This is a genomic window from Photorhabdus khanii NC19 (genome assembly GCF_000517265.1).
GTDB lineage: Bacteria > Pseudomonadota > Gammaproteobacteria > Enterobacterales > Enterobacteriaceae > Photorhabdus > Photorhabdus khanii.
In genome coordinates, this window is sequence record NZ_AYSJ01000015.1 from 133,990 (window position 1) to 146,825 (window position 12,836).

Annotated in this window: 14 protein-coding genes; all 14 read right to left on the reverse strand. The window is 43.9% G+C overall.

Features of this window, described 5'->3' with window-relative positions:
• Positions 1-47 precede the first annotated feature (47 nt).
• The 14 genes from PTE_RS19355 to PTE_RS19415 all read right to left on the reverse strand — a co-directional run bounded on the left by PTE_RS19355 (position 48) and on the right by PTE_RS19415 (position 12,051).
• Positions 48-305 carry a bacteriocin immunity protein gene (locus PTE_RS19355; protein ID WP_036849698.1) on the reverse strand — a complete coding sequence of 86 codons (258 nt, stop codon included), beginning with the start codon at positions 303-305 and terminating at the stop codon, positions 48-50.
• Between the two features lie 12 nt (positions 306-317).
• Positions 318-491 (reverse strand): HNH endonuclease signature motif containing protein, encoded by a 174-nt coding sequence (locus PTE_RS25260; RefSeq protein WP_198539206.1) that lies wholly within the window; start codon positions 489-491, stop codon positions 318-320.
• A 17-nt stretch (positions 492-508) separates the two neighbouring features.
• Positions 509-766 (reverse strand): bacteriocin immunity protein, encoded by a 258-nt coding sequence (locus PTE_RS19365; RefSeq protein ID WP_036849699.1) that lies wholly within the window; start codon positions 764-766, stop codon positions 509-511.
• Position 767: 1 nt separating this feature from the next.
• Complete coding sequence (locus tag PTE_RS27060; RefSeq protein ID WP_071993010.1) at positions 768-1,079, reverse strand: HNH endonuclease family protein; 312 nt, start codon at positions 1,077-1,079, stop codon at positions 768-770.
• A 79-nt stretch (positions 1,080-1,158) separates the two neighbouring features.
• A complete protein-coding gene (locus PTE_RS19370; RefSeq protein WP_036849700.1) occupies positions 1,159-1,416 on the reverse strand; it encodes a bacteriocin immunity protein in 258 nt (85 codons plus the stop codon).
• A gap of 55 nt (positions 1,417-1,471) precedes the next feature.
• Positions 1,472-1,732 carry a hypothetical protein gene (locus PTE_RS27065; RefSeq protein WP_071993011.1) on the reverse strand — a complete coding sequence of 87 codons (261 nt, stop codon included), beginning with the start codon at positions 1,730-1,732 and terminating at the stop codon, positions 1,472-1,474.
• Positions 1,733-1,811: 79 nt separating this feature from the next.
• Positions 1,812-2,072, reverse strand: coding sequence for a bacteriocin immunity protein (locus PTE_RS19380; RefSeq protein WP_036849701.1), 261 nt, complete (start codon positions 2,070-2,072; stop codon positions 1,812-1,814).
• A gap of 10 nt (positions 2,073-2,082) precedes the next feature.
• A complete protein-coding gene (locus tag PTE_RS19385; RefSeq protein WP_036849702.1) occupies positions 2,083-3,591 on the reverse strand; it encodes an S-type pyocin domain-containing protein in 1,509 nt (502 codons plus the stop codon).
• Between the two features lie 536 nt (positions 3,592-4,127).
• Positions 4,128-5,183: a ferric ABC transporter ATP-binding protein gene (gene fbpC, locus PTE_RS19390; RefSeq protein WP_036849703.1), complete on the reverse strand. Its 1,056-nt coding sequence runs from the start codon at positions 5,181-5,183 to the stop codon at positions 4,128-4,130.
• A gap of 15 nt (positions 5,184-5,198) precedes the next feature.
• Positions 5,199-7,277: an ABC transporter permease gene (locus tag PTE_RS19395; RefSeq protein WP_036849704.1), complete on the reverse strand. Its 2,079-nt coding sequence runs from the start codon at positions 7,275-7,277 to the stop codon at positions 5,199-5,201.
• 131 nt (positions 7,278-7,408) lie between these two features.
• Positions 7,409-8,440, reverse strand: a complete 1,032-nt coding sequence (locus tag PTE_RS19400) for an ABC transporter substrate-binding protein (RefSeq protein ID WP_036849705.1) — start codon at positions 8,438-8,440, stop codon at positions 7,409-7,411.
• Positions 8,441-8,457: 17 nt separating this feature from the next.
• Complete coding sequence (gene uhpC / locus PTE_RS19405; RefSeq protein ID WP_036849706.1) at positions 8,458-9,789, reverse strand: MFS transporter family glucose-6-phosphate receptor UhpC; 1,332 nt, start codon at positions 9,787-9,789, stop codon at positions 8,458-8,460.
• 88 nt (positions 9,790-9,877) lie between these two features.
• Positions 9,878-11,422: an MASE1 domain-containing sensor histidine kinase gene (locus tag PTE_RS19410; RefSeq protein ID WP_036849707.1), complete on the reverse strand. Its 1,545-nt coding sequence runs from the start codon at positions 11,420-11,422 to the stop codon at positions 9,878-9,880.
• Positions 11,419-12,051 carry a response regulator transcription factor gene (locus tag PTE_RS19415; RefSeq protein WP_036849708.1) on the reverse strand — a complete coding sequence of 211 codons (633 nt, stop codon included), beginning with the start codon at positions 12,049-12,051 and terminating at the stop codon, positions 11,419-11,421. Before PTE_RS19415 ends, PTE_RS19410 begins: the two co-directional genes overlap by 4 nt.
• Positions 12,052-12,836 lie beyond the last annotated feature (785 nt).

The following is a 12,836-nucleotide window of genomic DNA, read 5'->3' on the forward strand; positions in this document are numbered from 1 at the left end:
ATTTTATTTATCTACGTGAATAGACCGATTGAAGTAACAATTTGAATTTATTGCTGATTTTTAAAGTCAGGTTTGCCATTTTTAGCTCGCCATTCTTTTACAACTTTAAGTACACCTTCCGGACTATCTTCAGTACCATCTTCTGGATAAAATATTAGATCACCGCCAGAGGGGTGCTCTGAAATCCTTTTAAATTCATCGATAGCTTTTGATTCATCCTCTTCTGTTTGGAAATCCCCATTGAACATTTTCTTTATCAAAGATAAAAATTCGTTTTCAGTAATATCTATTACATTATTTCCCATAATTTATTCACTTCACTTATGTAATTCGCCATGCCTTTTTGGAGTAACAACTCTAATGTTGTCAACATCATAAACACCTCCACTTTGGGAAATAGGTTTTTTATGATGTAACTCGTATTTTTTCTTTTTCCCTCTCCATTCGTTTTCCCTTGGAGCGGGATCTTTTCCCTTTTTCATATTTCCCATGTTTGCAGCTTTTTAACTTAAATTTTAAAACCGGGTTTACCGTTTTTAGCTCGCCACTCTTTAATTTTTTTCACTATTCCTTCTGGTGAATCATCTTGGTCAGGTGATGGATAAAAGAGGATATCAGTACCATCTGGATGTTCTGATAAGAGGATGAAATTTTGAACTGCAACATCCGCTTCATCTTCAGTAGCATAATCTGCATTACACACTTTTCTAGCAAACTCTAAAAATTCGACTTCGGTATAATCTTCTAACTTTTCTTTTAGCTTCATTTTATTCCCCTTTATTTGAATGGATTTCGATATGTCTTTTTGGCGTTATCACACGAAGATTATCGAAATTGTAGACTTCACCACCATCTTTAATAAATTTAATATGATGGATTTCGTATTTTTCTCGATTTCCAACATGTTCTTTTTGTGGTGAATATGGTGAGTAACCCTTTTTCAAAAATGCTTTGTTATGTGAATTAAACTGCCGAGATAACTCCGTATCATTCCCAACCTCTTTCCAAAACGTTTTTCTGAAATCATCAAAGTTATTAAATTTTCGCCCCCGTAACTTATCTGTTATTTGACTGGGAATGGGGGACTCTTTATAATTTTTTTATTAATAATACATTTATGGCAATAGGCTGGATCGCTAACCTTTGCAGCTTTTTAACCTAAATTTTAAAGCCGGGTTTACCGTTTTTAGCTCGCCATTCTTTTACAACTTTAAGTACACCTTCCGGGCTATCTTCAGTACCATCTTCTGGATAATACAGCAAATTTGTACCGCTAGGATATTCTGAGGCTTTCACAATGTTGTTTACGATTGCATCGTGTTCTACTTCCGAAGAGTATTTCCCCTCGAAAATCATGTTAATTAATTCAAAAAATTCAGCTTCGGTATATTCTTCTATCTTACTTTTCAGCTCCATACTATTTCCCCTCTTTATTAGAATGAATTTCAATATGTCGTTTTGGTGTTATTATTCACAGATTATCAAGTTCATACACAGAACCATCATCTTTAATAAACTTAACATGATGTATGTCATATTTTTGTCGCCCACCTACTTGTTCTAACTTAGGTGGGTAAGGAGACAATCCATTTTTCATATCTTCTTGATTGGTTTTTCTGAATTGCTTAGACAACTCCGTATCATTCCCAACCTCTTTTAAAAACGCTTTTCTGAAATCATCAAAGTTATTAAATTTTCGCCCCCGTAACTTATCTGTTATTTGACTGGTAATGGGGGGCTCTTTATAATTTTTTTATTAATAATACATTTATGGCAATAGGCTGGATCGCTAACCTTTGCAGCTTTTTAACCTAAATTTTAAAGCCTGACTTACCGTTTTTAGCTCGCCATTCTTTAATTTTTTTTGTGATTGTTTCAGGAGTACACTCGCTATCAGAAGTAGCATAATAAATAATATCTGTTCCTTCTGGATGTTCTGTTAATTTTTCAAAATGAGATAATAATGTATCTAGTTTTTCATCTGTTTTCGCAATATTCTCTTTGAGAATTTCTTTTACAAATTCAATGAATTCAGCTTCTGTATAAAACTCTATCTTATTTTTCAATTCCATATTATCTCTCCTATTTATTAGAATGTATTTCAATATGTCGTTTTGGTGTAACCACTTGTAGATTGTCTAGATCGTAAACAGATCCTCCATCTTTCAGTGATTTTACATGATGGAGTTCAAAAGAACTTCGTTTACCAACAGCATCAATTCTACGAGATTTAGCAGCTTTACCTACTTTCATTCGCTCATAATTGGAAATGATAAATTGTTTAGACAACTCCGTATCATTCCCAACCTCTTTCCAAAAAGCTTTTCTGAAATCATCAAAGTTATTAAATGTTCGCCCACGTAACTTATCTGCTATTTGACTGGGAATGGGGGCGCCCATACCTTGTCCTGCACTGCTTAGCCAATTGCCTTCGATTTTTTGTCCCTGACCAGTTACTATCCCCGGTTGATTTCGAGGAGTGTTGAACATCACATAGATCGGTTTAATACCTGAATCGGCCGGAAATACCAGAATATAATCACGAAAACCTTTTTCTTCCGGCATCGGCAACGATTCAATATCGCTGCCTACTTTATCCGGTAGTGGTAATACGGTTATCTGCGACGGAATAAACGGCTCTTCTTCATTCCCGGTATGGGATGGAACTTTAAATTCTTGTTCGTTGGGTGTCCATAAAATCGTTGGCCGGTTTTCTCCCGGCTGCCAAAATTCATAATGACCTGTGGCAGAGTTCAGCGTCATCATCCTGACCGGAACCTGATCAAACCCACCATCTGGACTGGTATGGTAGCCGCGAGGGATTAACTTGCCTGTATTGGCGTCAGTTTCCCAACGGAAACGAACACGGGTTGGGGCGGTGCCGTGTTGTTTGGCAAGCGTCTCCAGTAGCCGGCTATCCAGATAATCGGATTCTCCTTCATTCAGTTTGGGTGAGTACAGGATCCCCATTACACCTACGCCTAACGGTGAGGTACTGACCAGCCAGCGTCCTGCGCTTGCCAGAGTGCCACCAATAAACCGCATTACAGCAAGGCCGGTTTCGCCTGATGCTGCCGTTCCGCCCGCAGATACAGGGACTGATGCAGCGGCCTGATAGAATGCCGTTTGCCCAAAATTGCCGACCGGCTCACTGTTTGTGCCAGCATCGGTACAGCCTTCACTCCGTAAACAGGATTTGGTAAAAACCGGCGTCATAGGGCGGGCATTGTTTTCGGTTATCGCGGTGGCTTGCGGTGCTGCGGCAGCCGTTGGCGTTTGAGTATTTGTTTCAGCATAACCGGCGATAAATTGACTTACCCCGCCATCTTCCACCTGAAAGAGTGCTTGTGAGGCAATTAACGTTGCACCACAAGAGGTTTTCATACCTTCCAGTGCCACCATTTGGTCGTCTGGGCATTTTACGCCCGGTGTTCCCTCAATAATGGTTTGATTGCCACCACATTTTGGGCAAGAGACCGGATCGCCGATTCTTGCTACCCTTTTGCCCAAAATTTTCAAGCTCTCTTCTCCTGCCAGGACCTTGCCACCGTGCGAGGTTGCATCACCTTCCCGAACGACACTGCGCAACATTGTTTATTCTCCTTAGAATCATGAGAATGCTTCTAACGAAATAATTAGAATTCAGTTGATTAAAATGGATTACGATCACCTATGGAAATAAATTTGATCATTTTTTCACATGTGTCAATCTAACGATAAAGAGTGATTAAGGAGAAAGAGGTTGGCAGATGCCAATGAAGGTGAATGATTGATTCTAGAATAGAAAGTTTAATTATTTCTTTTTTTTTTCAGTTAATTATGTAAATCTATGAGTAAGTATAAGAGATTAAACTAAAAAAGGGAGGCTGCTTAAAATAGCTTTTATCATATTGATTTTTAATAACTTAATTCACATACTAGATTTAGTGACTGAAAATTCCTAAATTATTCACTGTTTTATATGTAACAGGTTAAATTTAAAGTAAAAATTAATGCCTTTAGCAAAAAGTGCGATTTTTAATCATAATTAGTTTTTTTAAGTGTGAAACTCGAAATCTATATGATGACTCATCTGGCCGCCATCTGGCGGCCTCCTGATCTGAAAGTCAGGACTTTTTTAAATCAAATTAACGTTGGCTTTTCTCTTCCAACATAAACATCCCAAATGGATGAATTTCCAGATAATAATTATCGCCAATATTGGGTTGTAATTGAGTGGCATTAATCTGTAGCAGCAGAGTTTGATCTTGCCAGTTTACCGTGACTTCATATTGTGGACCCATATAAGCCACATGGCTGATGGTACAACGCTGGCTCGCATTTCCGTGACGGCTCAGGGTAATGGCTTCCGGCCTGACACCTACCGTTACCGATTGACGGTTGGTGGTAAAATTTTCTGGCCGTGGCAGGCGATAGTGGAAAATTTCCACATAATCAGAACCCAGAGTAGCAGGGAAGATATTGGCATCTCCCATAAAGCTCGCCATAAACTCAGATGCAGGTTGGCGATAGAGTGTTTGTGGCGTGCCAATTTGCATGATTTTGCCTTTATTCATCACCAGCACAGTATCGGAAACCGCAAACGCCTCACTCTGATCATGAGTGACATATAACGAGGTGATATTGAATTGTTGCTGCAATTCGCGGATCTTTTCGCGCATGCTGCGGCGTAGGTTAGCATCAAGGTTACTGAGCGGTTCATCAAAAAGCAGGACTTTTGGCTTAAGGATCAGAGCGCGGGCGAGTGCAACACGTTGCTGTTGACCACCGGAGATCTGATCTACATAACGATCTTCAAAACCAGCCAAGTCTACCAATTCCAATGCCTCTTTAACCCGCTCGCGTATCTCTGCTTTAGGCTGCCCCAGCATTTTCAGTCCATAACCAATGTTTTCTCCCAGCGACATGTGCGGAAACAGGGCGTAGGACTGAAATACCATACAGATATCCCGCTGCTGAATAGAACGGTCTGTAACATCTTCACCATCAATGAAAATTTTACCTTCGCTGGGTTTTTCCAGCCCGGCAACCAGACGCAATACGGTGGTTTTACCACAGCCGGATGGTCCTAACAGCGTTACCATATGCCCTTGTGGGATAGACAAATCCAGATTATCGATCACGGTGTTGCTACCGAACCGTTTGGTTACATTTTTCAGTTCGACAAAATTTTGTTGTGCCATGTCGTCACTCCGTGATTACTGTGCATTTTTGGCTTTGGAACGGGAAACCCGTGCTTCGCCAATCAGATAGTCAAATAGGAAAATAATGGCCAGCATGACCACAATCAGAATAGAGCCGTAAGCGATAGCGACGCCATATTCACCATCTTCCACCCGGTTCAGGATATAAGCGGTTGCTACGCGGGTTTCTGGTGTGACCAGAAATACAATAGCGCTGACGGTAGTAATGGCGCGAACGAAGCTGTAAATCAGGGCAGACAGGATTGCCGGGCGCAATAATGGCAACAGAATATGGAAGATGGTTCTCATCGATCCGGCGCGCAGGCTTAACGAAGCTTCATCCAGTGATTTATCAATCTGCCCAAGGCCGGCAATTCCTGCGCGGATACCTACCGGTACGTTTCGCATAGTCATAGAGATAATGACGATAGCCGCAGTGCCGGTGAGGTAAAAAGGTGAATCATTGAAGGCCAGAATGTAGGAAACCCCGGCAACGGTACCCGGTACGGCAAAGCACAGCATGGTGGTGAATTCGATCGTTTTCTTACCCCGGAATTCTTGACGTACAACGATATAAGCGATGAGCAGGCCAAGGATAGCGGTGATAGGGGCGGCGATACCGGCGTAGAGCAGGGTATCCAGTAATGAAGGCCATGCGCCATCATGCATCCCCTGACCAAACAGCTTGATAAAGTTGTCCAGTGTCAGTGTGTAATCCACACCCCAGTTTACGGTGAAACTGCCGTAGAAAATGCTGCCATACAACAGAACATTGAACACAACCCAGATAAACAAAATGGCACAGATACCCCAAACCAGCGAAGTCGGCAGCGGCTGTACATCACCACGATAGGATTTACCGGAAACCGTGACATAGGAGCGCTTACCAATCCACATATACTGAACGCAGAATATCAGCAGAGAGAAAACCAGAAGCGAAGCGCCCAGCGTACTGGCTGCCTGATAATCAAGTTGGGAACCGGTGATATAAAAATAAATCTGGGTCGCCAGTACATCAAAGCTACCACCCAGTACCAGTGGGTTACTGAAATCTGCCAGCGATTGAACAATCACGATCAGGAAAGCGTTTGCCAGTGCAGGTTTCAACAGCGGAATAAAAACATGGAAGAAAGTTTGATAGCGATTGGCGCGCAGAGTATAGGAAGCTTCTTCCAGTGAAGGATGGATAGTTTTGATGGCGCCATCAAGGATCATAAACGCCATTGGCGTAAAGGCCAGTACCTGAGCCAGCCAGATACCGGTAAAGCCATACAGCCAGTTGGTATTGGTGAGGCCAAGCCAGGTTGCCATAAACTCAGTGATATAACCGGAACGGCCCATCATTAGCGTAACACCCAAACCGACAACAAACGGGGGTGTGACGATGGGCAAGATAGAGAATACCCGGCCAATAATGGCGGAGCGGCGTGCGATTCTGGCGGTATAAATTGCCAGAGCCAGCCCGAAGAAGGTACAGCCTACACCCACTGCCAGCGAAAGCAGAATGGAGTTAGTGATAACCTGGATAATATGTGCCTGTCCCAAGATCGAGATAAAGGCAAATGGAGCAAATTGACTGGCATCATCCGTAAACATCGGTATAAAGATGGCTATACTCGGATAAAGGATAAATGCCCCGATCAGGGCAATAACCGCAACCAGTGAGCCGATAACAAAACGATCACCACCCAGCCATTCAAGGCGGGTCAGGGCGAGGGTAATAATTGCGCTCAGTGAGATAAACAGAATAATCGTCGAGTAGCCTAGTCCACGACCAATCATGGCCGCACTGATAATGACAAACAAGGCGCATAATAAGGCGTAACCCGCATCAAAATAGTGCCGGTTACGCTGATTGCGGTTTGCTGGTGTGAGTGGGCGCAGTAACAGCGCCGATGGGAGCAGGAACCACAATAAGCTGATGTTTAATCCGTTCCAGCCATAGGCGGTGAAAATTTCATCTTGAGTGGAGTCGAAAAGGCCATAGTCCAGGCTCCAGGATGGTAAAAGGGCAAAAGCCAGCCACGTCAGGGCAATCCACCAAAACACCGCATCCCGCTTTTGTCTGGTAGGCAAAGTCAGAGCGTAAGACATAATTTCCCTCTTTTATTATTATCGTGAGGTAACAACAGTAAGAATCTATCCTTGAGGCGTTATTAATATGGGAAAACAAGATAGCCCGATGGATAGTTTCTAAGGGCGGTGTTATCCGCCCTGGATAGACTTTATTTAGCCATCTTCACATCTGTCACCCATTCGGTAATGAGTGCTTTACGCATATCATTGGCGCCAAATTTATCCATGTCGTAATTGATCAGTTTCAGATCGGACAATTTAAGTGCCAGAGGAGACGCTTTTGCCGTGGTGTTGGTCAGGATCTGATAGGCTTTACCTTTCTTCCAGCTCAGTTCTTGTGCTTCTTTGGACAGCGCCCAGTCAATAAACAGTTTAGCGTTGTCCATATTGCGGGCATTTTTGATGATACTCACACCGCCGATTTCATAACCGGTGCTTTCACATGGTGCGATAAGTTTCAATGGTGCGCCGTTTTCCACTTCCAGAGAGTAATCATGCAAGAAACCGATGCCGATGGCGGATTCACCACGGGCGGCGTTACGTGCTGGTGCGACACCGGATTTGGTGTACTGGGAAATGTTGGCGTTCAGCTTTTTCAGGTAATCAAATGCCTGATCTTTGCCCCATAACTGAACAAAAGTTGCCAGTGCGGTGTAAGCGGTGCCTGAACTTTGAGGATCAGCGATCTGGATTTCACCTTTATAAATCGGTTTGGTCAGATCTTTCCAGCAGGTTGGAACAGGGATCTTTTTCTCTTTCAGACGTTCGGTATTGACGCCATAGCCAAGAATTCCGACGTAAACCGCAGAGGTGTAGTTGCCCTTGCGTTTGGCCGGATCACGGAACTGCGGCATGATTTGCGCCAGATTAGGGGATTTATAGGGGGCCAGCAGATCCATCTCACCCGCCTGAGAGTGTGGATCCAGCGTGCCGCCGTACCAGACGTCAGCTTGTGGATTGCGTTTTTCCGCTTCAATTTTTGCCAGAGTACTGCCTGAACCGTTACGGACAAAGGTGGTTTTCACATTATATTTTTCACCGAATGCTCTGGTTTCGGCTTCACACAAGGCGTTAGTCGCACTGCAATAAACGATCAAGCGGCCGGCGGCCTGAGCACTGTGGGTAAATGCAGCAACGACCAGACCTGCTGCGATAAGTGTAGAGAGAGATTTCAGTTTCATTATTTTGTCCTTTGTATTCAGAACGTCTTATCATTGGAAAGTAGCGATGCTACCCCTGCCATATGTTCCCTTTTACTGACGTCTGCCATTAACAGTGGCATCAACAGCAAACCCATCATGGCGGCTGCGATGGTGAGCAGGGCAAACATCCCTGACCAGCCATAGTGTGCAACAACCTGACTTAGCGGCCAGCCTGCCATTGCAGCGCCCAGGTAGGCGTACAACCCCAGATAACCAGTGACCGTTCCGGCGGCTTGTTTATGGCAATATTCTGTTGCCGCCAGCCCAATCAGCATTTGCGGGCCAAATACAAAAAAACCGATACTGAAAAAACAGACGGCCAACAGCGCATAGTGATGAATAGGCATTAGCCACAATGCGGTGACAGAGATAAACAACCCCAGTGCAAACAGTAAAATCATCGGGGCGCGTTGACCGCGGAACAGTAAATCAGATCCCCAGCCGGAAAAAAGTGCGCCTGTTAAACCGCCCAGCTCAAACAGCGAGAGTGTTGCGTTAGCACTGAGCAGATTGGCACCATGTGTTTCTGACAGCCACAGATTTCCCCAGTCATTAATCGCCATTCTAATGAGGTAGACCAGAATGTAGGAAAGTCCTAATAACCAGATAGTTCTGTTAATCAGAATTGAGTCCCGCAGTATCTGCATCATCGGCATCGGGGGCGATAACTGTTCGTGCCGAAGCTCCAATGGATCCTGTCGCCAGTGCCCTACGCTGGGTAAACTTTGCTTTTGCGGTATGTCACATAACTGATGGCAGAGCCAAATACCCAGTAAAATGCCAATAATTCCCGGCATCATCAGCGCTGCTTGCCAGCCGTAAGTCGTCGCCAGAAAAGCTGACAGTATCGGGATAGTGACACCGACAACATTGATGGAGATATTCCAGCATCCCCACCAGAAACCCCGTTCATTGCGGGAGTACCAGTGTGTCAGTAGCCTGGCGCAGGGCGGCCATCCCCAACCCTGAAAGAAACCGTTCAGTGTCCAGATAATCAGTAGTGCAGGAAATGATGAACAAAAAGCGAAAATAATGTTCAGCACGCCCGTCATCACTAATCCGGCACCCATAAACCCGCGATAGCCGGTGCGATCATGGAATACACCGGAGACAAATTTTGAGCCGCCATAAGCCAAATAAAACAGACTGGTTATCCAGCCGATATCCCCTTTATCCAGCCCCAGTTCCAACTGCATGACTGGCATAACAAAGTTGAAGCTTTTTCGTGTTAGATAAAATGTGGCATAGCCAATAATCATGGAAATCAGCAAACGGCTGCGCCAGTAGCGATAACGTTGTGAAACTTGTTCCTGGCTGGTGGTTTGCATATGCGGCTCCTCCATGAAAAGGGAATGTAAATAAACATTAATGAAAATGGATGGGATAAGGTTTTAGGTAACTAGGAGTAATTCTTAGTTATGCTTGATTTTCATCAGAATTTGTGGGCAGGTTAACAATTATGCGAGTGCCGTTATCGTTATTTAGTTGCCAGTCTCCCCCTAACGCCCGGATGCGCTCTTCAATCCCCTGGAGGCCAAATCCGCCTTTCCTTTTATCTTCAGTGATACCGATGCCGTTATCACTGATTCTGAGTTCGACCACATCCCGGCGTTGCCGCAGCGTGATATCGATGCGGGTTGCTTTGGCATGTTTGTTGATATTGTTCAGTAACTCCTGAACCAAGCGGTAAAGGGTAAAAACCACCGTTTCATTGGCTGGATTTTGGGGAAGCTGATAATTCAACTGGCAATCAATCCCCTGCTGCTGAAAAGCAAACTCATTGATTAAATGGTGGAGCGCTTTTTCTAAAGACATCTCTTCCAGCACCGGTGGTCGCAATTGGCGCAATAATTGACGGGTGGATTGATGGATTTGTTGGGCAAGATGATTGATTTGCTCTGCGATCATTGCTATTGCCGGGGTGGTGGCAGTGCGTTTTACCAGTGTCGCCTGAATTTGGATAGCAGTAATATTCTGACCAATTTCGTCATGTAACTCGCGGGCAATACTTTTGCAAATATCTTCTTCTGTGTGAACCAGTTTCTGCATCAGAATATGGCGGGCGGTTAACTCCTTCTCCAATAATTCACGGTAGCGTTGCAGGTTTTCAGCGAGTTGTTGTTGACGGCTGATGGCTATTCCCAGCCCTATTCCTAATAGCGCCTGAATGGTCAGGAACATCTCCAATTCGCGTAAGTCGTTAAAAGCGCCACTGAATTGCCGGGCTGACGTTATCATCAGGCTGCCCAGTAAAGCCGCCAAGACGCCACCTTGCCAGCCATAACGATAGGCCATAAATACATTGGGAATAAATACCAAAATCACCAAAAGCCTCTCAATTTCTGGTGACATAAAGATCTGAGCGCTCAACCCCAGTAAACAGAACAAACAGCACCACATCAGCAGTGAAGTACGTAACTGCGGATCCGGATGGTCAGGTTCCAGCATATTTCTCAGATGTTGCTGACGCAGATATTCATAGATCAGATAAACAAAAGGCGACAGTAAAACACCGCCGGTCAAAGAGGTAAGAAACAGATGATTGGCACTGGCAGTCAGAGAAAATCCCAGACAGACAGCCTGTAACACACTATTGGCGGCTACGGCTGCCAGCAAAATAGAGAGCCGTTGCCAATACAAGGTATAGCGCCACCAGATCCGCTGTACCATAAAGGTAGGTATCAGGCTGAGAAATGGCGATAGCAGAATAATATTGTTAGTCATAAGCTGCTCGCTATCGAGCCATAGCAAGATAATAACCTCGGTTGCTAACAGGGTTGGCAGGTAGCGACGTCCCAGTAGAACAAACAGCGCCAGCCGTAACCCTTGTGGCAGCAGCAATGTGGCTTGTTGCCCATTGTTATTCAGGTAGAAGCTGATGGTCCACAGAGCAAGCCAGCTCAACGAATAAAAAATCAGCAGGAATAGTGATAACAGGCCAAATCGTGATCCTCCGTTCATACGTTACCTGTCAGAATCTGATGTTGCAGGGCATAATGAACCAGTTCAATCGTACTCTCGCACTGCAATTTGCCAAGAATATTGGCACGATGAACATGAACAGTTTTATGGCTGAGATTAAGTTGTTCTGCGATAGCTTTAACCGTGATGCCATTGATGAGCAGATCAAATATCTCCCGTTCTCTGGGCGTCAGGGCTTGCAGTGCTTTAACTTCTTGTGGTACCTGACGCAGGGCTTTCAGAGCATCAGCACACAGATAACAACCGCCTTTATGTACGGAACGCACAGCCTGTACCAACTCTTCAGGGCCACATCGTTTGGTGAGATAACCGCAGGCTCCGGCATCCAACGCGCTTTGTACAAATGCGGTGGTGTCATAAATGCTGAGAATAATGGTGCGAAAATCAGGCCGTTTTTGCCGTAACCGGGTGAGCAGGTGCAAACCGCTCTCATCCGGCATAGCGATGTCCATCACCGCCACATCAATCGGGTTTCTGAGTAAATCCAGCCAGGCTTCGCTGGCACTGGCGTATTGCCCGGCAATTTCAAGATCATGTTCAAGCGTTAGTAATTGGGCAAAGCCGGAACGGACGACTACATGGTCGTCAATAAGTGCAACTTTAATCATAGCTTTTGTTAAGAAGTCATTATAAATACAATAAGTTCCATGATGTGCAGGAAAGGCAGGTTGTGCAAATTAATCAACTAAATCTGCAAGAAAGCTAACAGATTTAGCAAATTGTAGGGTGATAATTAAGTAGATAAGTGGAAGGGATTTCGGTGAAAGTGTGAATATGTTCCGGTTTTGGCGTCAGCTTACCTTTTTCAATTTTCACCATTTTCTCTGCACTGACTAACCAGTGCGAGATCTCACCTTTTTAGCATGGGCAGGCTTTAAACTGTTATTAAAAGTCATGTTTTTAACTTATGGTTTTAATCGGTATAAAGTTTTAACCGTTGTTTTTACCCCTTTTAACGCCTGCTTTTTTGTTAAGTTTAATCATCATCGGTATTGTGTTTTACGTTTAATCAATGTTAATCATACTTGCTTTTTATCTTCATAAACCAGCCAGTAAATGGCCTGATATCTAAAAATACCCCTGTCTGTTTTTTCGGATAATTAACGCCTTTTTCAGGGCTTAAATCCTGCTAAACTAACTGTTTTATCCCTTTTTTATTGCGTTAAATCCGTCCTTGATATAAAAGCTTTAATGCTTGTGTATTTGCATTTTTAAATGATTATGGCAGGTTAGGTAAATGTAAAATAAATGGAATATAGAATAGCTGATAAATGAATTAAACATGGCAGGGTAAACGAAATGGGATCGTGATACCATTCATTTGATTGTTCAAAGCACAGTTTTAAATAAAAAGTTTTTTTATTTTTTTTAAAGTAGATTTATTTTACATTGG